The following is a 22,236-nucleotide window of genomic DNA, read 5'->3' as shown; positions in this document are numbered from 1 at the left end:
GTGATCCGCCCTTCTTTATGACGTCCCCCTGCGTCGCGCACGCACGAGCGCGCAGATTTCCCGCATGCCAACCTCGCCGCAACGCGTCTCCGATCTACTCGTCGCCTCCCGCATCGTCATGCCGCTGGTGGCGGGCACCGTTGCCGATGCCGCGGAAGCGCTCTGTCGGGCGCTCGACCGGAGCGGCGCCCTGTCGAATGCCGACCTCCTGCGCGAGCGGATCGAGGAGGCACGAAGCGAAGACCTCGTGGCGCTCGCCGATCGGGCGTTCGTGCTGCACTATCGGACCGACGCCGTGCGGGATCTGGTGGTGTCGATCGGCGTCGCCCCGAACGACGTAGTACGCGTCCTCGACGACCATGCGATGCAGCGGGCGCGCGTCGTGGTGCTGGTGTGCGCGCCGCCCCGGCAACTGGCGCGTCATCTGCAGGTGGTCAGCGCCCTGGTCCGCGTGCTGTCCACCGCGTCCACGGTAACGGCGGCGCTGTCGGCCGAGACTCCCGGGCAGCTCCTCGCGCTGCCCCAGTTCGCGGGACTGACGTTGCCGGCTCAGCTGACGGTGCGAGAGCTCATGTCGGAGCGTCCGCGGACCGTCGGCCCCGACGTGCCCCTCCGGAGCGCCGTGCTCGAGATGCTCCGGGCCGGCGTTGGCGGGCTCCCCGTCGTGGACGAGTCCAACCGGGTGATCGGCATGTTGAGTGAACGTGAGCTCTTGCGGGATCTCCTGAGTCATTATCTTCCTCGCGCCGGGGGTGCGAACGCACCCCAGCCGCCAGCCGCGGCGCGGCGCACGGTGCGCGACATCATGACCCGCCAGGTCCTGTGTGTGGCGCCCGAGCAGCCGCTCGCCGAGGTGGCGTCCCTGATGCTCAACAAGGACGTCGAGCGGGTGCCCGTGGTGAAGGATGACCGACTCGTCGGTTTCCTCACGCGCGGGGACATCGTTCGCAAATTGATCGGATCCTGACTTATGGCTGGTCGTCGCACTCTTACCATCGTCAAGCCGGACGCCTTCGCCAATGGCAAGGCCGGCCTCATCATCGCCCTGCTCGAGCAGTCGGGCTTCACCGTCAAGGCGGCTCGCGTCACGCACCTCACGACCGCTCAGGCGGGCGAGTTCTATGGCGTGCATCGCGAGCGCGGCTTCTTCGGCGAGCTCGTCGAATTCATGACCAGCGGTCCATGCATGCCGCTCGTGTTGGAGCGCGACGATGCCGTGGCCACGCTGCGCACGGTGATCGGCGCCACCGACCCGGCCGAGGCGGCCGAGGGCACGGTGCGGAAGCTGTACGCCGAGTCAAAGGGGCGGAACGCGATTCATGCGTCCGACTCCGATGAGAACGCGGCGATCGAAGCCGCGTTCTTCTTCGCGGGTACGGACATCCTCGCGAGCTGAGCATCAGCATTAGCTAACTTGCGGTCGGCGCGTTACTTGGACGTGCCGACCGGAGGAAAGTCATGGCTCGGGAGCCCTTGTGTCAGTGGGGCTCCCGCTCTACGTTACACGGCTATGCTGTGCTTTGACATCCGAAGCCTGGAAGCTCGCGCCGAGAGCGTTGACGGCGTGCTCGACACATCGGATCCGGTGTGGGAGTCCCAGGACACGCGTCCGGCAGGGGCCGGTGTGCAGGTCACTGGCCGGCTTTCCGCCGCAGGTCACGGTCGCTTTTATCTGAGCGGCCGGCTGGAAGGGGCAGCCGTCACGGAGTGCAGGCGTTGCTTGTCCGACGTAACGGTTGCTGTATCGGAAGACGTTCATCTCCTGTTTGCGGAGTCGGGTCTCGACGACGCGGACGAGCAGGACGTGTTCCCGATCCCCGCTGGCGCGCGCGAGCTCGATCTTCGTCCGGCAGTGCGTGAGGAATGGCTGCTGGCCGTTCCGGCATTCGCGCTCTGTCGGGAGGAGTGTCTGGGCTTCTGCGCGACCTGTGGTGCCGATCGCAATACGGGAGCATGCCGCTGTGCTCCCTCAACTGATCCCCGTTGGGCCGGACTGCGCGATCTGCGTGGCTCCGACGCCTAAACGGTTCTTCTCGTCTCGAACGTTCAGGTCAGAGTCCCATGGCCGTACCGAAGCGCCGCACATCTAAGCGGCGGAAGCGCGCCCGCAACACCCACAAGGTCGCGCCCGCCATCGTCATTCAGTCGTGCCCGCAGTGCGGCACGATGAAGCGCCCGCACCGCGTGTGCAACGGGTGCGGATTCTACGCGGGTGAGCAGCGGGTAACTGCGCAGGAAGCGTAAACTTGGCGCGCATTGCCGTGGATGCCATGGGGGGTGACCTCGCCCCTCGGGCCCCCATCGCCGGCGCACTTCAAGCGCTCGGAGCGCTGCCCCCGCAGCATCACATCGAACTCGTAGGGCAGTCCTCGGTCATCGAGGCGGAGCTCGACGCGCTTGTGCGCGGCGACTTCGCCTCGCTGGCGCGTGTCCGTGATCGACTCTCGATCATCGACGCGCCGGAGGTCATCGCCATGACGGACAAGCCTTCCGTCGCCCTCCGGGGCAAGACCAACAGCTCCATGGTCGTCGGGATCAAACGCGTGGCGGATGGGCACGCCGACGGCTTCGTCTCCGCCGGGAACACCGGCGCCCAGATGGCCGCATCCCTCGTGCACCTCAAGTTGCATAGCGGCCTCACACGTCCGGCGATCGGCACGCTCTTTCCCACGGCCAACGATCCGATCCTGGTGCTCGATTCGGGCGCGAACATGGATTGCTCACCCGAGGAACTGGTGCAGTTCGCCCGCATTGGCACCGTCTATGCCCGCGCCTTGCTCGGGCGGAGCAACCCGGCCGTTGGACTGCTTTCGGTTGGCGAAGAGGCGGAGAAGGGCAACGCGGCTGTGAAGGATGCGCATCAGCGACTGCTCGCCTCCGGACTCAACTTCGTCGGCAACATCGAGGGGCGCGACATTCCCAACGGGCGCTGCGATCGCGGTGTCATCGACGTCGTCGTCTGTGATGGCTTCACCGGCAACGTGCTGCTCAAGTTCTACGAGAGCATTGGCCCCATGCTCATCGGGATGGTCGCGAACGTCGCCGGGCTTGATGCCCGTGAGATTGCCCGCTCGCTGACACAGCTCGATGTCGACGAACAGGGCGGCGCTCCCCTCCTCGGTGTTCGGGGCGTCAGCATCATCTCGCATGGCAAGAGTTCGCCGCGCGCGATGGAGAATGCGATCCTGGTGGCGCTGCGCGCCTACGAGTCCGGCATGTCCGACGAGATCGGCCGGCGCCTCGCCGAATCCATGCCAACCACGTCCGGAAACGCCGCATGAAGCGACCGATCGCCTACATCGCCGGGACGGGTCATGCTGTCCCGAAGAACATCATGACCAACGCCGACATTACGGCGATGGGGCTCGAAACGAACAATGAGTGGATCGTCGATCGCACCGGCATCAAGCAGCGCCATATCGCGAAAGACGGCGAGACGCTGACGTCTATCTCCGCAGAGGCGTCGCGGATCGCGATGGCCCGTGCTGGCGTGCAGCCGGGCGAGATCGATGTCATTATTCTCGGAACAGCAACGCCCGACCACCTGCTTCCCGCCACGGCGGTGGAGATTCAGACCGCGCTCGGGTGCACGCGGGCTGCCGCCTTCGATATCTCGGCGGCCTGCTCCGGTTGGCTCTATGCCGCGATTATGGGGGAATCGCTGATCGCGAGTGGCTCGGCCGATACGGTCCTCGTGATCGGCGCCGAAAAGCTCAGTACGATCGTCGATTGGACCGACCGCAACACCTGCATCCTGTTCGCAGACGGCGCCGGGGCGACCGTGCTGCGCCGCAACAAGGAACGGGGCGGTACGAAGGGCGTGCTTTCGTCGTTCATGCGCTCCGATGGAGCGCTCACCGAGCTACTCTGGCGTCCGGCGGGCGGCGGCGCGGAGCCGTTCTCGCCCGAAGTGTTCGAGCAGAAGCGGCATTACGTGCGGATGGCCGGCCGCGAAGTGTTCAAACACGCCGTTCGCTCCATGGCCGAAGCCACCGATCGGGCGCTCGACAGCGCGCGCCTCACGGCGGCCGATGTCGATCTGCTCATTCCGCACCAAGCGAACGTGCGGATCATCGAAGCCACGGCGAAGCACGCCGGCATCTCAATGGACAAGGTCTTCGTCAATGTCGATCGATTCGGCAACACCTCCGCGGCCTCGATCCCGATCGCGCTCAGTGATGCGGTGGAGCAGGGACGCGTGAAGGACGGAACAACCGTGCTGTTCGTGGCGTTTGGCGCCGGTTTCACCTGGGGATCGCTGGTCGCTCGTTTCTGAGCGACCCGCACTCCGCCCTCGACATCCGGACCGTCATGGAATACGTGCTGCTGCTGCCCGGTCAGGGGTCGCAGAAGGTGGGGATGGGCAAGGATCTCGCCGAGGCCTTTCCTGCGGCTCGCGAAGTCTTTCAAGCGGTCGATGACGCCGTCGGGGCGTCCATCTCGACGCTCGCGTTCGACGGGCCGTCCGACGACCTCACGCGCACCCTCAACGCGCAGCCAGCCTTGCTGGCGCACAGCGCCGCCGTCTGGTCGGTCGTGCAGCGCGCGATCGGTCCGTCGGTCCGCGCCGCGGCAGGTCACTCGCTCGGCGAGTTCTCGGCCTATCATGTCGCCGGTGCGATCGACGTGGCGGCTGCCGCGCGTATTGTGCGCCGACGCGGAACGTTGATGTACGAACAGGGCGTGGCCCGCCCGGGCGCGATGGCGGCGATTCTGGGTGTGCTGTCGGCGCCGATCGACGACATCTGCGTGCAGGCCAGCGCCGAGCGCGGTCTCGTCGTGCCGGCGAACTACAACAGCGACGAGCAGGTGGTGATTTCCGGTGAGGTGGCCGGAGTCGAGCGAGCCATGGAACTGGCCAAGGAGGCGGGCGCCAAGCGCTGCCTCCCGTTGCCGGTCAGTGGTGCGTTTCACTCGCCGCTTATGGAGCCGGCTGTCGGCGGACTCCAGGACGCGCTGCAGGCGGAAGTATGGAGCGACCCGAGGGTGCCGGTCGTGGCCAACGTCAACGCGGCGCCAGTCAGGTCAGCCAGCGTCGCCGGTGAACTCCTGGTGCGGCAGCTCACCGCGCCCGTCCAGTGGACCCGCGTCAGTCGCCTGCTGGTCGAGCAATACCCGGATGCCACCTTCGTCGAGATCGGCAGTGGGGCGGTACTCACCGGCCTCCTACGACGTCAAGCGCCGTCGGTGAAGACTCTTTCGTGCGGGACCGTCGCTGAGGTCGAGAAGCTGCTCGCCCTCGCCGGCGGCGCCGTGTAACGTTCGCGAACCCGAACCCCACGACTGTTTCATGAGCGGACTTCGCATCGACCTGACCGGTCGCGTGGCGCTGGTGACCGGATCGACCCGCGGCATCGGACGCGCGATCGCCGGCACGTTGGCATCGGCCGGGGCGCGGGTTGCCGTAACCGGACGCGATCAGGCCCGCGCTGACGCCGCCGCGCGGGAGATCGCCGCACAGACGGGCGTCGAGACGCGGGGGTACGCCGCCGATGTCTCCGAGACAGGGCAAGCCATCGCGCTCGTGGAGTCCGTCGAGAAGGATTTCGGGCAGCTCGACATTCTGGTCAACAACGCCGGCCTGACCCGGGACAACCTCCTGATTCGCCTCAAGGACGACGACTGGGACGCCGTGATCAATGCGAATCTGCGCGGGGCGTTCGCGACGTGTCGTGCCGCCTCGCGCGGCATGATGAAGCGCCGGTACGGCCGCATCATCAACGTGGCCAGCGTCGTCGGCCTGATCGGCAACAAGGGGCAGGCCAATTACGCGGCGAGCAAGGCGGGGTTGATCGGCATGACCAAGTCGATCGCCAAGGAACTCGGGTCACGGAATATCCTGGCCAACGTAGTGGCTCCCGGCTTCATCGACACCGACATGACGGCGGCGATGACGCCGGAGGCCCGCCAGACGCTCAGTGCGGGGATCCCGCTCGAGCGCCTCGGTAGCGCCGAGGACATCGCGAGCATGGTCGCTGTGCTCGCGTCCGACCTGACCAATTATGTGACCGGTCAGGTCTTCGTGGTGGACGGCGGCATGGTTATGTAGAGGCGGCGGCTGGGGGTGAACTTTGCGGTTCTTGCCGTCAAGCCCTCCCAGCGACGCCGTGGCATGGCTAACTTCCCATTTCTCAACTACTCCATCATCCCAGAGGATCGTTCCCATGTCGGATCACGCGTCGAAGATCAAGGATATCATCGAAAAGGAGCTCGGAGTGGAGCGCGAGAAGCTCACGCCCGAGGCGAGCTTCATCGAAGACCTCGGCGCCGACTCGCTCGACATCGTCGAGTTGGTGATGGAATTCGAGAAAGAGTTCGAGATCGACATCCCGGACGAGGACGCCGAGAAGCTCCGCACGGTCGGTGACGCGGTAGCCTACCTTGAGGCGAAGGTCGCGGGCTAATGCGGCGGCGGGTCGTCGTTACGGGGCTTGGTGCCGTTACGCCGGTCGGAAACGACGTGGCGACGACCTGGCAGTCTCTGCTCTCCGGCGTGTCCGGGGGCGCTGACATTACGAAGTTCGACGCGTCGCAGTATTCGGTGCGCTTTGCGTGCGAGGTGAAGCGGTTTGACCCGCTCACGTGCATGGACCGCAAGGAAGTGAAGCGCGCCGATGTGTATTCGCACTACGCCATGGCGGCCTCCGTACAGGCAGCGGCCGACGCGGGCATCATTCCGGGTGCAATCGCCCCGGAGTCGATGGGTGTGATCATCGGCAGCGGGATCGGTGGTATTCGGAGTTTCGAGGACCAGCACGATGTGTATCGGTCGCTGGGCCCGAGCAAGATTTCGCCGTTTTTCATTCCGATGTTCATCGGCGACATCGCCGCGGGGCTCGTGTCGATGCGGCTCCAGGCGAAGGGGCCCAACTACGCCACGGTGTCGGCGTGTGCGTCGAGCGCCCATGCGATCGGCGATGCCTTCCGCATCATCCAGTACGGCGATGCCGATGTGATGTTCGCCGGCGGATCCGAGGCGGCGGTCACCCCGATGGCAATCGGCGGGTTCGCCAACATGGGTGCGCTGTCCACGCGGAACGAGTCGCCAGCCAGCGCGTCGCGGCCGTTCGACAAGGATCGTGATGGTTTTGTGATGGGTGAGGGGGCCGGCGTGGTGGTGCTCGAGGAACTTGAGCACGCCCGTCGCCGCGGCGCTCGCATTTACGGCGAAATCGTCGGCTACCGCGCGACAGGGGATGCCTATCATCTCACGGGTCAGCCGGACGCGCACGAGGGACTGCAGCGGGCGATGCGGGGCGCGCTGCAGGACGGCGGCCTCGTGCCGACCGACGTCGATTACATCAATGCGCACGGTACGTCCACACCACTCAACGATCCCAACGAGTCCAAAGGCATCGAGGCGGTGTTCGGCGAGCATGCGCATGTGCTTTCAGTGAGTTCAACCAAGTCGGCCACCGGACATATGCTTGGTGCCGCCGGCTCCGTCGAGTTCATCGCCTGTGCCTTGGCGATGCGCGACAACATGGTTCCCCCCACGATCAATTACTCGACTCCCGACCCGGAGTGCGTTCTCGACTATACGCCGAACACGCCGCGGGCGCGGCCGGTGAATGTCGCGATCTCGAACAGTTCCGGTTTCGGTGGTCACAATGTCTCGATCGCACTCCGACGGTGGCACGACTAGGCCCGTCGGGGCGTTCATCGAGGTGAAGGTCTGCGCGAATGGTTCGCGCACTTGCCCGAGTACGCCCTGATGCCCGTCTCCATTCCGTTCGATCTCGATCGCCTTCGTGACCCCGCGCTGCGCCCCATTGGGGAGAAGTTGCGCGCCGGTGAGCGCTTGTCCATCGCCGATGGTGTCACGCTCTTCCGCTCGCCGGATCTGCTCGGCGTGGGAGCCATGGCCGACGCGGCCAACCGAGCGCGTCACGGTGATCGGGTCACCTTCGCCTCGAATCAGCACATCAACCCCACCAACGTTTGCGTCCTACGCAAGACGTGTGTGTTTTGCGGGTATGCGCGATTGCCGAAGGAAGCGGGCGCGTACCGCTACAGCATCGAGCAGGTGCTCGCCGAATCCGACCGGGCCGACGGCTCGATCACCCGCGAGTTCCACATCGTGGGCGGCCTCGACATGGAGGCTGGGCTTGAGTACTACCAGACGATGTTCCGCGCGCTCAAGGCACGGCATCCCCAGGTACACATCAAGGCCCTGACTGCCGTCGAGATCGCGCACATCGCGCGGATCGAAAAGATGAGCCGGGCCGATGTGCTGATCGCCTTACGTGAAGCCGGCCTCGATACGATGCCCGGCGGCGGCGCGGAGACATTCAGTGCCGCCGTTCGCGACGTGATCGCGGACAAGAAGCTCGGCGGGACCGACTATATCGACGTGCATCGCACAGCGCACCAGCTTGGCATCCGGTCCAACTGCACAATGCTCTACGGGCACATCGAGACGCTCGAGGATCGTATGCAGCACCTGAACATGCTGCGTGAACTGCAGGATGAAACCGGCGGCTTTCTCGCCTACATCCCGCTCGCGTATCACCCCGATGACAACGAACTCGGGAAGACGCTCGGCCGCGAAGGCACCGCGACGACCGGGTTCGATGACCTGCGGAATCTGGCCGTCGGCCGGCTCTTCCTCGACAACTTCGAGCACATCAAGTCGCACTGGATCATGGTGTCCACGCCGGTGTCGCAGATCTCACTGCACTTCGGCGTGAACGACATCGAAGGCACGGTGGTCCGCGAGAAGATCTACCACGCCGTCGGCGCGCACACCCCGCAAGGCATGACGCTGCCGCAGCTCCTCGGACTGATCCGCGGCGCTGGTAAGGTGCCCGCGGAGCGGGATTCGTTTTACCGCGTGCTGCGCGAATTCGAACCCGACCAGACTGGCGCGATCGACGAGACGCCGGCGCCGCTCGCCGGCGCGGCAGGCTGACCGTCATGCTGCGTGTCGGACGCATCCCCTACATCAACTGCTTTCCCGTGTATGGCGCGATCGATCGTGGAATCGTACCACTCGACGGCAGTCTGGTCACCGGTTTCCCGACGGTCCTCAACGGATTGATGGCCGCCGGCGATCTCGATGTCAGCGTCGTGTCGGCCGTCGAGTACGCGCGCGATGCAAAGCGGTATCTGTTGCTCCCCGAGCTGGCGATCACGAGTGACGGGCCGGTGCGTAGTGTCATGCTGTTCAGCAAACGTCCGCCGTCGGAACTGGGTGGACAAAAGGTGATCGTCAGTCGGAGCTCCATGACGTCGGTCGCACTGCTCGAGCTCTTGTTCGAGCACGTGTGGCGTTGCCGTCCCGAGTTCGTGCCGGGTGATGCCGAGCTGGCGGACGTCGCCCGCTTCGAAGACGAACCGCATGAGGCGCGCCTTGTGATCGGTGACGCCGCGCTCAAGCTCTTCGATCAGGCCAACCGTGGTGGATCGTGGGCGGTTCGCTACCCGCATCGAGAAGACCTGGGAGGCGTCTGGAAGGACTGGACGGGATTGCCCTTCGTCTTCGCCGTCTGGGTGGCCCAGCGTCGCGCGCCGGTCCATGACGCCCTTGCGGCACATGCCTCGCTGATCGCGTCGCGTGATTGGGGACTGGCCCATCTCGATCAGCTGTCCGCCCAAGCAGCGCTGGCCACAGGGGTGTCGCGCGAAGCCTGCGCGGAGTACTTCTCCGGGTTGGATTACCGTTTGTCCTACCCGCACCTCGCGGGCCTCACTGAATTCTTCCGTCGACTCGTTCTGGCTGGGCGCGTGCCCGATGGCACGCTCGCCTTCCTGCCGGCCGCGTGATCGACTTCCTGCAAGCCGCCGGTCGCAAGAGAATCATCCATGCGTGACCTTCTCGATTTCTATACCAACGCGCCGCTGCTCGAACTCGGCATGGAAGCCGATCGCGTACGGCAGGCGAAGCATCCCCACGGCGTGGTCACGTACATCGTCGACCGTAACATCAACTACACGAACGTCTGCGTGGCCGACTGCGGGTTCTGCGCCTTCTACCGTCGTCCGAAGCATGGGGAAGGGTACACCCTGTCCTTCGAGCAGATTGGTGAGAAGATCGAGGAAACGAAGGCGCTGGGCGGTGTGCAGATCCTCATTCAGGGTGGGCACAACCCGTACATCCCGTTCGAGTGGTATCTGGACCTGATGCGCTACATCAAGCGGCATCATCCGATTCACATTCACGGCTTTTCGCCCAGCGAAGTCGATTTCTTCGCAACGCGATTCCGCATGGACGCGCGCGATGTGATCCGCGAGCTCAAGGCCGCCGGCCTCGATTCGATTCCAGGCGGCGGCGGCGAGATTCTCGTACAACGCGTTCGTGACATCGTGGCACCGAAGAAGGCCGGCGCCGACCGTTGGCTCGAGATCATGGAGCTCGCGCACAACGAAGGCATGAAGACGTCGGTGACGATGATGTACGGCATCGGGGAAACGCTCGCCGAGCGCATCGAGCATCTCCAGCGTGTCCAGGCGCTCCAAGCACGCACCGGCGGCTTTACGGCCTTCATCACGTGGCCCTTGCAGCCGGAGAACACGCCGTCGATGTCGCACATGCCCAAGACCGACGCCGTGACCTATCTGCGCACGGTGGCGATCTCGCGCATCGTACTCGACAACGTGCCCAACCTGCAGTCGAGTTGGGTCACGATGGGGATGAAGGTCGGGCAGATGGCGCTCAACTACGGCTGCAACGATTTCGGCTCGTTGATGATCGAGGAGAACGTCGTATCGGCGGCCAACACGACGCATCGCACGACCGTCGATGAGCTCGACCGGCTGATTCGCGATGCGGGTTTCTCGCCCGCACGGCGCCGTCAGGACTATTCGCTCATCACCACGGGTACGCAGGCGCACGCGACGGTGGCGGCGTGAGCATCACGCTGCCGCTGCGCGTTGGCATCGGCTACGACTCGCACCGGTTCGGCGAGGGCGGGCCGATGCGTTTGGGCGGCGTCGATATCCCGGCCGACATCCATTGCGCCGGCCACTCCGATGGGGACGCCATCTGCCATGCCGTCACCGACGCGCTGCTCGGGGCAGCGGCGCTGGGCGACATCGGCGAGATGTTTCCCGACACCGATGCCGCCAACAAGGGGAAGGATTCGACAGTGATGTTGGCGGCCGCCGTCGCGCGGCTTCACCAGGCCGGCTGGCACGTGGGGAATGTCGACATCACGGTGATTACACAACGTCCGAAGATCGGTCCGCATCGCGCCGCGATCCGCGCGCGGCTCGCGGAGCTGCTCGACGTCTCGGATACGGAGGTCTTCGTAAAGGGGAAGACCAACGAGTCAATGGGTTGGATCGGCCGGGAGGAAGGGCTGGCGGTCATGGCCACCGCGACCGTCCTACCACGCCGCTGATTCGCCGCACCGCCGCCGCAGGGACTGCGGCATCGCCCATGCACCGGATGGGTGCATGACCGACCTTCTCGCATGGTTGTCGTCGCTGCCGGAGCCGTTGCTATACGGTGCGCTCGTGCTCGCGGCGTTCGCCGAGAATGTCTTTCCCCCAGTGCCGGCGGACACCGTGATCGCCCTCGGGGCCTTCGTCGCAGCTCGGGGAAATGGGAGTGCGCTTGGCGTCTGGCTCGCCACGATGCTGGGCAACATCGGCGGAGCCATGCTGATGTACGGACTCGGACATCGTTATGGTCTGCCGTGGCTGCTGCGGCGGTTCCCGGTACTCTTTCCGGCTGGTGCTGCCGAGCGCATTACCGAGCGTTTCAAGACGCAGGGGCTGGTCGCCGTGATCGTGAGCCGCTTTCTGCCTGGCGTCCGAGCCGTGGTGCCACCACTCGCGGGCGCCATGGGTATCGGTGCCGTGCGTGCTCTGATCGCCATGTCGTTGGCCTCGGGCGCGTGGTACGGTCTCGTGTGCGTCCTGGCTTTTCGAGCCGGCGCAAACGCGGACGCGCTGCTCGAGAGGATTGCCGGACAGCAGCGAACCGTTGGTCTGGTCGCCGCTGGTATCGTGGTCGTTACGATCGGCGTGATGTGGTGGCGAGCGCAGAGCCGTCGTCGATGACCGCGTCGCTGCCGTCCCCGTCCCCGGAAGAGCAGGCCCTGCGTCGCGGATTCCACCTGCTCGCGTTTGAGGATGCGTTGTCGCTCGAGGAAGGGGCGTCGCCGCGCACGATCGAGGCCTACCGTCGTGACGTCGTTCGCTGCGCCGTGTTCATGCGGGAGCAAGGCGTGGCCAACCCGAGCGCGATCACGCCGGGCACGCTGCGTGAATTCGTGTATCACCTCAAGGATCTCGGGCTTGCCGGAACGTCGATTCGCCGGAACATCTCGGCGTTGCGCACCTGGTTCCGCATCATGCTGGCCGAAGGGTTGGTGACCCACGATCCCACCGAGCGACTCGATTCGCCGGCACGATTCCGCACCTTACCGGAGGTGCTCGGTGTGGAGGAGGTTTTGAAGCTGCTGGCCGCTCCTGGGCTCGATGAACGTCTGGCGTTCCGCGACCGAGCGATGCTCGAGCTGGCGTACGGCGCGGGCTTGCGCGTGTCGGAGTGGATCGGACTCGCGCTCAAGGATGTGTTGCTGGAGGACGGATTGGTGCGCGTGCTGGGCAAGGGCAACAAGGAACGGCTCGTTCCCATCGGCCGATCGGCAATCGGCGCCGTCGCGGTGTACGTGCGCGAACTGCGCCCGGTGCTCGAGCGAGGAGAAGGGAAGGGCATCCTGTTTCTCAACGCCCAGGGGAAGCCGCTCACGCGGATGGGTGCCTGGAAGATCCTGCGGAAGTACGTCACGATGGCCGGGATCGAGAAAGCCGTCTCGCCGCACACGTTGCGGCACTCCTTCGCGACCCATCTTCTGGAAGGGGGGGCGGACCTCCGCGCCGTGCAGGAGATGCTTGGCCACGCCGACATCGCCACGACACAGATCTACACGCATGTGGATCGCGAGTATCTTCGAAGCGTGCACCGCCAGTTCCATCCGCGTCCCTGACCTCGACGTCCATGCTGCTCGTCATCGACAACTACGACTCGTTCACGTACAACCTCGTGCAGTACTTCGGCGAGCTCGGTGAGACGATCGAGGTGCATCGGAACGATGCCATCACCGTCGATCAGGTCGGTGCCATGTCCCCCGATGCCATCGTCGTCTCCCCTGGGCCGTGCTCGCCCCGCGAGGCGGGCATTTCGGTGGAGGTAATTCAGCGCTACGGCGCTTCCATCCCACTACTCGGGGTCTGTCTGGGGCATCAGGCGATCGGCGAGGCGTACGGTGGCGTCGTCACGCGGGCCGCCAGAGTCATGCACGGCAAGATGTCGCAGCTCGTCCATAACGGCACAGGGCTCTTCGCCGGGATACCATCGCCCTTCGGCGTGATGCGGTACCACTCACTGATCGTCGAGCATGCCACGCTGCCGGCCGAGTTGCTCGTGACGGCGGTCGCCGTCGACGATGCGCAGGAGATCCACGCGCTGCAGCATCGCGCACATCCCGTGTGGGGCGTGCAGTTTCATCCCGAATCGATTCTGACCGAGCACGGTCGTGAGCTGCTGGTCAACTTCCTGGCGATGTCGCGCGCCTTCCGCGGAGTAGCGAGCTAGGCCGAGTCGCTACGCGGCGTCTCTACGCGGCGTCGCCGGCGGTTGCTTCGGGCACAGCCGCCGCTTTCGGCGAGATCACGAGCGAGAGTAGCGCACTGCCCGCCAGCAAAGTACCGACGATACCGAGCGAAACCCCGATGCCCACCGGCCAGAGCTCCGAGACGAGCATCTTCGTGCCGACGAATACCAGCACGAGCGCCAGGCCGTATTTGAGCAGGTGAAACTTGCCGATGACGCCGGCCAGCACGAAGTACATCGAGCGCAGGCCAAGAATGGCGAACACATTCGAGGTGAACACGAGGAAAGGATTCCGCGTGACGCCGAAGATGGCGGGAATCGAATCGACGGCGAACACGACGTCGGTGGTTTCCACGAGCGCGAGCACCACGAACAACGGCGTGGCAACGAGCCGCGCGGCCGTGCCATCGATACGCTCACGTACAAAGAAGCGCTCGCCGTGGAACGTCGTCGTGATGGGAAGAAAGCGCCGGAGGAGGCGGATGACGGGATTCGATTCCGGCTCGATCTCGCTGTCACCGCCGAAGGCCATCTTGGCACCGGTGAACACGAGGAATGCGCCGAAGACGTAGATGATCCAGTGGAATTGGGCGATCAGGACGGCGCCCGCCCCGATCATCGCGCCGCGCATGAAAAGCGCACCGATGATGCCCCAGAACAACACGCGGTGCTGCAGCTCGGACGGAATGCCGAAATAGCCGAAGATCAGGATGAACACGAACAGGTTGTCCACCGACAGCGCCTGCTCGACCAAGTAGCCCGCGTAGAACTCGAGCATGGACTGACGCCCCATGGCCGACCCGATCCAGAGCCCGAAACCGATGGCGAGGGCAATCCAGACCGCGCTCCACCCCAGGGCCTCACGGACCGTCACCACGTGGGCCTTGCGGTTGAAGACGCCGAGGTCCAACGCCAACAGGGCGAGCACCATTGCGTTGAAGGCGATCCACCACCAGGTCGTCGGCATGCAAGAGGCGAAAGGGGGAAACGACGACGTGTTTGCCTTCAGGCGCCGCGCTGCGTATCTTAACTGGCGTGAATTTTGCTGCAACCACGCCCAAGCGAATCGGACAATGCCAGTCCTCGCGGTGATCCCGGCGCGCCTCGGTGCGACCCGACTTCCCCGCAAGCCGCTTCGCCTCCTCGCGGGCGAACCGCTTATCGTCCGGGTCTATGAGCGGGTCGTGTCGCTGGGCGTCAGTGACCACATCGTCGTGGCGACCGACCATCCGGAGGTCCTCGCCACCTGTGCCGCACGGGGAATCCCGGCGATCCTGACCCGCGCCGACCATCCCAGCGGCACGGATCGCGTCGCGGAAGTTGCCGCCCGTCCGGAGTTTGCGCACTTCGACGTGATTCTCAACGTGCAGGGCGACGAGCCGTTCGTGTCGCACGACGCGCTGGCCGGCGCCGTGTCAATCGTCGCCGAGGGGCGGGCTCCGATCGGAACGGCCGCCGTCCCGGTGCCAGCCGCGGCGCTGCTCCAGCCGGATATCGTCAAAGTCGTGTGTGGCGATGACGGCCGCGCCCTCTACTTTTCGCGGGCGCCCATTCCGTACCTACGTGAACCGGGTGATGCCGAGGGCCAGCAGGCGTTGATCCGTCAGCACGTTGGCGTCTACGCGTACACGCGCGGTGCCCTCGAGGCGTGGGTCGGCTGGTCGCCGCATCCTCTCGAACTCGTCGAGCGGCTCGAGCAACTCCGCCCGCTGGCCCACGGCTTGGCGATCGGTGTGGCTGACGTGTCCATGGCCGAAGGCGGCATCGATACGGAAGCCGATCTCGACCGCGCTAATCGGCACTGGTACGCTCTGTCTTCGAATACGCGGTCGTGACGCACCTGATGCGACCGCTTCCTTGTCCCACCTGCGCGAGAACCCGCTGATGACTACCAAGAGCACGAGCGCGAGCCAGATGACCACCCCGAAATACATCTTCGTCACCGGTGGCGTCGTGTCCTCGCTGGGCAAGGGAATCGCCGCTGCGTCGCTTGGACGGTTGCTCGTCGAACGCGGCTTTCGCGTCACCATGATGAAGCTCGATCCCTACCTGAACGTCGACCCCGGCACGATGTCGCCGTTCCAGCACGGCGAAGTCTTCGTGACGGACGACGGCGCCGAGACGGACCTCGACCTCGGGCATTATGAGCGCTTCCTCGACCGGCCGCTCTCGCAGGCGAACAACATCACGACGGGACGCATCTACTCGAATGTGATCACCAAAGAGCGCCGCGGCGAATACCTCGGCTCCACGGTGCAGGTGATTCCGCACATCACGGACGAGATCAAGGGCGCCGTAAAGCGCATCGCGCCGGGCAATGACGTTGTGCTCGTCGAGGTCGGCGGGACGGTGGGCGACATCGAGTCGCTCCCGTTCCTCGAGGCCATCCGGCAGTTCCGCCGTGAGGTGGGCAAGGAGAACGCGTTATTCGTGCATCTCACCTTGGTGCCGTACATCGCGGCCGCGGGCGAAGTGAAGACCAAGCCCACCCAACATTCCGTGCGCGAGCTCATGGAAATCGGAATACAGCCGGATTTCCTGATCTGCCGTAGCGAGAAGCCGTTGCAGGACGACGTGAAGCGAAAGATCGCCTTGTTCTGCAACGTCGACTTCGGGGCCGTGATCGAGAGTCCCGACGTCCCAACGATCTACGAGATCCCGTTGTCATTCGAGCAGCAGGGCTTCGCGGAGCGCGTTATGGAGCGCTTGCGCCTGGTCGCGCCGACGCCGGACCTGACGAACTGGCGCACGATGGTGCAGCACATCACGAATCCGCACACCCGGGTGAAGATCTGCGTCGTCGGCAAATACACGGATTACGTCGACAGCTACAAGAGCGTACAGGAAGCGCTCATTCACGGCGGCATTGCGAACGATGTCGGCGTCGATCTCGCCTGGACGTCGAGCGACCTGTTCACCTCACCGGAACGGTCGCGTGAGATCCTCTCGAACTATCACGGATTGCTCGTGCCGGGCGGTTTCGGCGTCCGCGGCGTGGAAGGGATGGTCGAGGCGATTCGCGCGGCGCGCGAACTCTCGATTCCGTTCTTCGGGATTTGCCTCGGCATGCAGGTCGCGATCATCGAGTTCGCGCGCCACGTGATGGGCCTTGATGACAGTCATTCGAGTGAGTTCGCTCCCGACTGCAGCGATCCGGTGATCTCGCTGATGGACTCGCAGCGCGAGGTGACCGATATGGGCGGCACGATGCGCCTTGGTGCCTATCCGTGTCGTCTCCAGCGTGGCTCGAAGGCCGCGGAGGTGTACGGGCAGCCCGAGGTCAGCGAGCGCCATCGCCATCGGTACGAAGTCTCGAACCGGTACCGCGACGCCTTGATCGAGCACGGTATGCGCCTCAGCGGGCTCTCCCCCGACGACTCGCTGGTGGAGATGATCGAACTCCCGTCGCATCCGTACTTCATCGGCTGCCAGTTCCACCCGGAACTGCAATCGCGTCCCCTCCGTCCCCATCCGCTCTTTGCCGGGTTCGTGGCGGCCGCCGAGCGTTACCACCACGCGCACGAGCAAGCTGATCAACCGACACTGGTGCACGTGAATTCATGACCGACGCCGCCACGATGACCGCGTCACTCTTCCCGGCCGATCGTCTCTTCCTGATCGCCGGCCCGTGCCAGCTTGAGGATGACACGCTCAACTTGCGCGTCGCCGACGCGCTGGCGCGATTAGCCGAGCACGTCCCCGGCGGCATCATCTTCAAGGCCAGCTTCGACAAGGCAAATCGCTCGAACGTCGACGGGGTGCGCGGTCCGGGGCTCGAAGCCGGACTCGCCGCGCTCGCCCGCGTCCGGGCGGCCACGGGATTGCCGATCCTGACCGATGTGCACGAAGCGTCGCAGTGCGCGACGGCCGCCGAGGTGGTGGACGTGCTGCAGATCCCGGCGTTCCTGTGCCGTCAGACCGATCTGCTTCTGGCGGCTGGAGCGACGGGCAAGGCGGTGAATGTGAAGAAGGGGCAATGGATGCACCCCGAAGGCATGCGCGGCGCCGTGCGCAAAGTGGAAGCCGGGGCGACGCTCGCCTCGGTAGAAGCGGGGGCGCTGGCCGTGACTGAACGCGGAACGTTTTTCGGCTACGGTGATCTGGTGGTGGACATGCGCAGCTTTGCGCGACTGCGCGAGTCCTGCGACGTCCCCGTGATCTTCGACGCCACGCACAGCGTGCAACGTCCGGGGCAAGGTGCCGGCGGCACCAGTGGCGGTGCCCGCGAATTCATTCCCCCCCTCACGCTGGCCGCGATCGCCGCGGGTGCGCAGGGGCTGTTCATCGAGACGCACCCCGAGCCAGACCGTGCCCCCAGCGACGGGCCGAACATGCTCCCGCTCGAGCAGTTGGGGGATCTCATGGCGCGCGTGGTCGACATCTGGGATCGCGTGCGTTCGTGATGCCGTCTGCTCCCCAGTCCCCCGCCGACCTCCTCCCGCCGCTCGTCATCGAGGCGCCGCGTATAGAGCCGTCGCTCGCGCGACGCATCCGATTGGTCGGTCTCGATGTGGACGGCGTGTTGACCGATGGCGGGATCTACCTGGGATCGGCACAGTCAGGCGCGCCGGCCGTGCCGTTCGAGCTGAAGCGCTACGATATTCAGGACGGACTGGGCATTCAGCTGCTGCGGGACTGTGGCCTCAAGGTGGTGATCATCACGGGTCGCGTGTCGGACAGTGTCGCGCAGCGGGCACGTGAACTTCGTGTTGATGCGGTCGTGCAGGACCCGGAAGCCCGGAAGCTCGCGGCACTCACGACGCTCGCCGCCGACTTCGGCTGCACGCTCGACGACGTCGCGTTCGTCGGCGACGACCTGCCGGACCTCGCCGTGCTGCGCCGCGTCGGACTGCCCGTCGCCGTGGGCAATGCGGTGGCTGAGGTGCGTCGTGCGGCGCATCTGCAGCTGATGGCGCACGGTGGGCATGGTGCGGTGCGCGAGTTCGCCGAGGCGCTCTTGGTCGCGCGCAACGAATGGACTGATGCGGTCGAGCGCTACGTGGCCAGCCGCAGCGTTGCGGCGGCTCCTGATGAAGAGAACGCTCGTGAGGACGCGCACGCATGACGGCTGACCTGATCATCGAGCGCGGTCGCCGCGTGTTGCATCTCGAAGCGGCCGCGTTGGCCGACGCCGAGCGCGCGCTCGGCCATGACTTTGCGCGCGCCGTGCAGTTGCTGGCTGCCTGCCGGGGACGTGTCATCATCGCCGGTGTCGGGAAGTCGGGGCTGGTCGGCCGCAAGATGGCGGCGACGTTTACGTCCACCGGGTCACCGGCGATGTTCCTACATCCCGTAGAGAGCGTGCACGGAGACTTGGGCATCGTCGGCGAAGACGACGTCGCCATTCTTATCTCGAAGAGTGGCGAGAGTCAGGAGTTGCTCGGGTTGATCGACGCACTCTCGCGGTTGGGAGTCCGCATGATTGCGATGACGGCCGACCGTTCCTCGCGGCTGTCACGACACGCCGACGTCACGCTGGATCTTGGCGTGCGGGAGGAGGCGTGCCCGCATGACCTGGCACCGACCACGAGCACCACCGTGACCATGGCCCTGGGTGATGCGTTGGCGGTCGCGCTGATGGGAGAGAAGGGCTTCCGGGCCGAAGATTTCGCCCGGTTCCACCCCGGAGGGTCGCTCGGCCGGCGCTTGCTCACCCGTGTGAGTGACGTCATGGTAACCACGGGGCTGCCCCTGCTCGACCGAGCGGCGACGATGCGCGAGGCCATCGTGCTGCTCGCGGAGCGCCGGGGAATCGCCGTGGTCGTGGAACAGGAACGCGTGTTGGGGGTCGTCACCGCAGGCGACCTGACGCGGTTGCTGGAGCGGCATGCGGACGTGCTCTCCGTAGCCGTCGCGTCGGTGATGACCACCACGCCGCGGATGGCACATGATCATGAACTGGGGAGCGCTGTGGTGCATCGGATGGAAACGCATGGCATCATGGCGATGCCGGTGCTGAATGCAGAGGACCAGCTCGTGGGCATCGTGCATCTGCACGACCTCTTGCGGGCGGGCGCAGCATGAGCTGGCGTTCCTCCGTGGCGATGCCGACGCTCGCGTTGCTCGTCTTGGCCGCCGCCGCCTGTCCACGCGCCAAGGGCAAAACGCCGGTCAAGACGAAGGCCACGAAAACAGTGATCCCCGATTCGGCCGATCAGATCATCTTCGGCGGTCGCATCTTCCTCACCGATCAGGGCGTCTCCAAGGGCGTGCTGCTGGCAGACACCATTCTCAACTACGACGATGGCACCCGCATGGAGCTGCGCCGGGTGAACGTCACCTTCTACACGTCGGTCGGAGTAAAGGATGGGGTGCTCACGTCCAAGGCGGGCACCTACAACGCGCGGCTCTCTCGTCTCGATGCGCGCGGGGATGTGGTCGTGGTCCGGGATGATGGAAAGCGGCTTTCGTCGCCACAACTCGTGTACGATCAGGTTCGCAACCAGATCTTCACCGATAGTGCGTTCGTCCTGAACGAGCCGTCGCGTACATTCACGGGTCTGGGATTCGAGTCCGATCCGCAGCTCACGCGGTTCCGTTGCATTCGTAACTGTAAGGGCCTCGCGCCCGTCAAGATTCCCACCAAGTAACGCGTGACTCCTCGACGCTCGCGAATTCGCGCGGTTACCGTACTCGGCACGGTCATGCTGCTGGCCATCGTGGCTGGATGCCGCGGTGCGCGGCGTGGGACGGCGTCGGTCACGCCTGCCGTCGCCGCGGCGGCGTTGGACAGCGCAGTCCGGGTCGGTGCGCGTGCGGATTCGTTGCGTGCCGATTCCATGCGGGTCGACTCGCTCGTGGAGGCGAAGAAGGCGGCGGGCACGGATAGCGCGGTGACCAGGGACAGCTTGGCGCGCGGGGCTGCGAGCCGCGACAGCGCCACGGCCGCGACCAAGCGTCCCGCCAAGAAGGCCGCCTCGTCCGCCGCGACGCGAAACTGCGTGCTGGATTTCGCGGACAGTCCGCCAGAAACGCGATTGCTCTACACGCGGCTTCCCGACAGTACGGCCAACACGTTCATCGGCGGCGGCTTCATCGGACGCTGTCAGGGCGAGAATAACCGCATCCGCGCCGACAGCGCCGAGCAGTTCGAATCGGCCGGCATCGTCAACATGTACGGGAACGTCGTTTACGAAGAACCGAATAAGCTGCGGGTGACCGCCGCGCACGCGATATACTTTACGCGCGAGGGCCGCCTGTTCGCCGATGGTGGTGTGGTCGCCACGCAGCTTGCCACGGGGAGCACGTTCACCGGCCCGAATATCGAGTATTATCGCGTGATGCCCGGCCGTCCGGTGGCGAAGCTGGTCGCTCCGAATCGGCCCACCGCCCGGCTCATCGAGAAGGACAGCACCGGAAAGCCGGGGCAGCCCACGATCGTGACCGCCGACCGCTTCGAAGATCTCGGTGACACGCTCGTACTGGCGTGGGGCGATGTGATCATCACCCGGGAGAAGATCCTCGGGCGCTCTGATTCGCTCGCGTATAACAAGCTGACGCAGCTGGCGCGCTTGGTGCGCGCCGCGCGCATTCGTAGCACGGACACGTCACAGGCCTTCACGCTCAACGGCGACACGATCGATCTGTACACGACCGACAAGAAGCTCGATCGGGTCTTCGCGTTGCACAGCGCGACGGCCACGAACAAGGACCTGGTGATCAATGCGGAACGCATCGATCTCCGGCTGAAGGAGCAGAAGATCGACGAAGCGTACGCCTTTGGCACGGGGCGGGCGCGGGCGAAGACGCCACAGCAGGACGTCGAGGCGGACTCGATGCGTATCGTGCTCACCGAACAGCGTCCGCGCGAAGTGCGCGCCATTGGCGGAGCGGTGGCCAAGGGCGTGCCGGACACGCTCAAGATCAAGTCATCCGATCGCGACATGCTGCGCGGGGACAGTCTGTTCGCCTACTTCGACACCACGCAGGCGCCGGCCGACACGAGCAAGCAGACGCGAATCAAGGAGATCCGAGCCTTCGGAAACGCCAGTTCGCTCTTCCAGATCGCCTCAAAGCAGGGCCCGACGTCACCGCCCGCGCTCAACTACGTCCGGGGGCAGCACATCTTCGTGCAGTTTGACACGGGCTCCGTTCGGGATGTTCGAGTAGATTCCAGCGCATCAGGACTGTATCTCGAGCCCGCTCCCGACAGTCTTTCCGACAGCACCGCTCGAAAGCCTCCTGCTCGAAAGCCTCCTGCTCGAAAGCCGCCCGCCCAAAAGCCGCCGGCCCGCAAGCCGCCCCTCGCTCCTGTTACCCCGCATCCGGAGCCTTCGGCTCCGCTGGTCGCCCCGCTGCCCGCCGCCGCCACTATCTCCCGCCGAACGTCATGACCGATTCCGCCTTGCCCACGCCGAATTCGCTCGAGGAGACCCTCGCGCTCGTCGATCGTGTCGTGCATGGCGATCGGTCGCTGGCGCTGGCCCTCGGCGCGGTGATCGAGGCGGCGGACGCCCACGGCGGCGCGGCGCTCCACGCCATCGCTGGACGGTATATCGAGCAGCATGCCGACGGCACGCGTCTCCCAATGGATGAGGTGCGCGCGCATCTGGCGACGGCGATTCTGCCGCGACTTGCAGCAGGCGGTGTGATCAAACTCCCGGCGCACGGCCTCGCATCGCCGGAGTCCACGGTCGAGGTCACGCCCGTACTCTGGACGGCGCTGCGCGCAC

General features: G+C 65.4%; 25 protein-coding genes. 24 read left to right on the top strand and 1 reads right to left on the bottom strand.

What is annotated here, in order from left to right; translation table 11 throughout:
• Positions 1-64 precede the first annotated feature (64 nt).
• The 17 genes from ACIRA7_RS04605 (at position 65) to ACIRA7_RS04525 (ending at position 13,546) form a co-directional block, all read left to right on the top strand.
• Positions 65-967 (top strand): CBS domain-containing protein, encoded by a 903-nt coding sequence (locus ACIRA7_RS04605; RefSeq protein ID WP_396219644.1) that lies wholly within the window; start codon positions 65-67, stop codon positions 965-967.
• A 3-nt stretch (positions 968-970) separates the two neighbouring features.
• On the top strand, positions 971-1,396 hold the full coding sequence (gene ndk / locus ACIRA7_RS04600) for a nucleoside-diphosphate kinase (RefSeq protein ID WP_396219643.1): 426 nt from the start codon (positions 971-973) through the stop codon (positions 1,394-1,396).
• Between the two features lie 114 nt (positions 1,397-1,510).
• The gene (locus tag ACIRA7_RS04595) at positions 1,511-2,023 is read left to right on the top strand and encodes a YceD family protein (RefSeq protein WP_396219641.1); all 513 of its coding nucleotides are present in this window, start codon (positions 1,511-1,513) and stop codon (positions 2,021-2,023) included.
• A gap of 38 nt (positions 2,024-2,061) precedes the next feature.
• On the top strand, positions 2,062-2,244 hold the full coding sequence (gene rpmF, locus ACIRA7_RS04590; protein ID WP_396219640.1) for a 50S ribosomal protein L32: 183 nt from the start codon (positions 2,062-2,064) through the stop codon (positions 2,242-2,244).
• Between the two features lie 2 nt (positions 2,245-2,246).
• Positions 2,247-3,281, top strand: a complete 1,035-nt coding sequence (gene plsX / locus ACIRA7_RS04585; protein WP_396219639.1) for a phosphate acyltransferase PlsX — start codon at positions 2,247-2,249, stop codon at positions 3,279-3,281.
• Positions 3,278-4,276: a beta-ketoacyl-ACP synthase III gene (locus tag ACIRA7_RS04580; RefSeq protein WP_396219638.1), complete on the top strand. Its 999-nt coding sequence runs from the start codon at positions 3,278-3,280 to the stop codon at positions 4,274-4,276. The genes plsX and ACIRA7_RS04580 overlap by 4 nt, the downstream gene beginning before the upstream one ends.
• Positions 4,277-4,311: 35 nt before the next feature.
• A complete protein-coding gene (gene fabD, locus ACIRA7_RS04575; protein ID WP_396219636.1) occupies positions 4,312-5,259 on the top strand; it encodes an ACP S-malonyltransferase in 948 nt (315 codons plus the stop codon).
• 31 nt (positions 5,260-5,290) lie between these two features.
• Complete coding sequence (gene fabG / locus ACIRA7_RS04570) at positions 5,291-6,049, top strand: 3-oxoacyl-[acyl-carrier-protein] reductase (RefSeq protein ID WP_396219635.1); 759 nt, start codon at positions 5,291-5,293, stop codon at positions 6,047-6,049.
• Between the two features lie 115 nt (positions 6,050-6,164).
• A complete protein-coding gene (locus ACIRA7_RS04565) occupies positions 6,165-6,404 on the top strand; it encodes an acyl carrier protein (RefSeq protein WP_396219634.1) in 240 nt (79 codons plus the stop codon).
• A complete protein-coding gene (gene fabF, locus ACIRA7_RS04560) occupies positions 6,404-7,645 on the top strand; it encodes a beta-ketoacyl-ACP synthase II (RefSeq protein ID WP_396219633.1) in 1,242 nt (413 codons plus the stop codon). The genes ACIRA7_RS04565 and fabF overlap by 1 nt, the downstream gene beginning before the upstream one ends.
• Positions 7,646-7,714: 69 nt before the next feature.
• Positions 7,715-8,911 carry a CofH family radical SAM protein gene (locus tag ACIRA7_RS04555; protein ID WP_396219631.1) on the top strand — a complete coding sequence of 399 codons (1,197 nt, stop codon included), beginning with the start codon at positions 7,715-7,717 and terminating at the stop codon, positions 8,909-8,911.
• A 5-nt stretch (positions 8,912-8,916) separates the two neighbouring features.
• Entirely contained in the window at positions 8,917-9,765 is an 849-nt protein-coding gene (locus ACIRA7_RS04550; protein ID WP_396219630.1) for a menaquinone biosynthesis protein, read from the top strand.
• 39 nt (positions 9,766-9,804) lie between these two features.
• Entirely contained in the window at positions 9,805-10,851 is a 1,047-nt protein-coding gene (mqnC, locus tag ACIRA7_RS04545) for a cyclic dehypoxanthinyl futalosine synthase (protein ID WP_396219629.1), read from the top strand.
• 2 nt (positions 10,852-10,853) lie between these two features.
• Complete coding sequence (gene ispF, locus ACIRA7_RS04540; RefSeq protein ID WP_396219659.1) at positions 10,854-11,342, top strand: 2-C-methyl-D-erythritol 2,4-cyclodiphosphate synthase; 489 nt, start codon at positions 10,854-10,856, stop codon at positions 11,340-11,342.
• Between the two features lie 55 nt (positions 11,343-11,397).
• Positions 11,398-12,006 (top strand): DedA family protein, encoded by a 609-nt coding sequence (locus ACIRA7_RS04535; RefSeq protein ID WP_396219628.1) that lies wholly within the window; start codon positions 11,398-11,400, stop codon positions 12,004-12,006.
• The gene (gene xerD, locus ACIRA7_RS04530; protein ID WP_396219627.1) at positions 12,003-12,938 is read left to right on the top strand and encodes a site-specific tyrosine recombinase XerD; all 936 of its coding nucleotides are present in this window, start codon (positions 12,003-12,005) and stop codon (positions 12,936-12,938) included. Before ACIRA7_RS04535 ends, xerD begins: the two co-directional genes overlap by 4 nt.
• Positions 12,939-12,949: 11 nt before the next feature.
• Positions 12,950-13,546, top strand: coding sequence for an anthranilate synthase component II (locus ACIRA7_RS04525; RefSeq protein WP_396219626.1), 597 nt, complete (start codon positions 12,950-12,952; stop codon positions 13,544-13,546).
• Between the two features lie 22 nt (positions 13,547-13,568).
• Here ACIRA7_RS04525 and ACIRA7_RS04520 read toward each other — a convergent pair whose 3' ends face one another.
• Positions 13,569-14,531 carry a TerC family protein gene (locus ACIRA7_RS04520; RefSeq protein ID WP_396219625.1) on the bottom strand — a complete coding sequence of 321 codons (963 nt, stop codon included), beginning with the start codon at positions 14,529-14,531 and terminating at the stop codon, positions 13,569-13,571.
• A 106-nt stretch (positions 14,532-14,637) separates the two neighbouring features.
• Here ACIRA7_RS04520 and kdsB point away from each other — a divergent pair, with 106 nt between their 5' ends.
• From kdsB to ACIRA7_RS04485, 7 genes are read left to right on the top strand one after another with little or no spacing between them, the layout of a single operon-like run.
• Positions 14,638-15,399: a 3-deoxy-manno-octulosonate cytidylyltransferase gene (gene kdsB / locus ACIRA7_RS04515; RefSeq protein ID WP_396219624.1), complete on the top strand. Its 762-nt coding sequence runs from the start codon at positions 14,638-14,640 to the stop codon at positions 15,397-15,399.
• A gap of 49 nt (positions 15,400-15,448) precedes the next feature.
• The gene (locus tag ACIRA7_RS04510) at positions 15,449-17,128 is read left to right on the top strand and encodes a CTP synthase (protein WP_396219623.1); all 1,680 of its coding nucleotides are present in this window, start codon (positions 15,449-15,451) and stop codon (positions 17,126-17,128) included.
• Entirely contained in the window at positions 17,125-17,967 is an 843-nt protein-coding gene (kdsA, locus tag ACIRA7_RS04505; protein WP_396219622.1) for a 3-deoxy-8-phosphooctulonate synthase, read from the top strand. The genes ACIRA7_RS04510 and kdsA overlap by 4 nt, the downstream gene beginning before the upstream one ends.
• The gene (locus tag ACIRA7_RS04500; RefSeq protein WP_396219621.1) at positions 17,967-18,629 is read left to right on the top strand and encodes a KdsC family phosphatase; all 663 of its coding nucleotides are present in this window, start codon (positions 17,967-17,969) and stop codon (positions 18,627-18,629) included. The genes kdsA and ACIRA7_RS04500 overlap by 1 nt, the downstream gene beginning before the upstream one ends.
• A complete protein-coding gene (locus ACIRA7_RS04495) occupies positions 18,626-19,588 on the top strand; it encodes an SIS domain-containing protein (protein WP_396219620.1) in 963 nt (320 codons plus the stop codon). Before ACIRA7_RS04500 ends, ACIRA7_RS04495 begins: the two co-directional genes overlap by 4 nt.
• Complete coding sequence (gene lptC / locus ACIRA7_RS04490) at positions 19,585-20,154, top strand: LPS export ABC transporter periplasmic protein LptC (protein WP_396219619.1); 570 nt, start codon at positions 19,585-19,587, stop codon at positions 20,152-20,154. The genes ACIRA7_RS04495 and lptC overlap by 4 nt, the downstream gene beginning before the upstream one ends.
• 3 nt (positions 20,155-20,157) lie before the next feature.
• On the top strand, positions 20,158-21,897 hold the full coding sequence (locus tag ACIRA7_RS04485; protein WP_396219618.1) for a hypothetical protein: 1,740 nt from the start codon (positions 20,158-20,160) through the stop codon (positions 21,895-21,897).
• The last annotated feature ends 339 nt before the right edge of the window (positions 21,898-22,236 follow it).

Origin of the sequence: Gemmatimonas sp. (genome assembly GCF_044376735.1) — a bacterium.
GTDB lineage: Bacteria > Gemmatimonadota > Gemmatimonadetes > Gemmatimonadales > Gemmatimonadaceae > Gemmatimonas.
The sequence above is the reverse complement of the archived record's forward strand: the minus strand, read 5'-3'. Positions and strand labels throughout refer to the sequence as shown.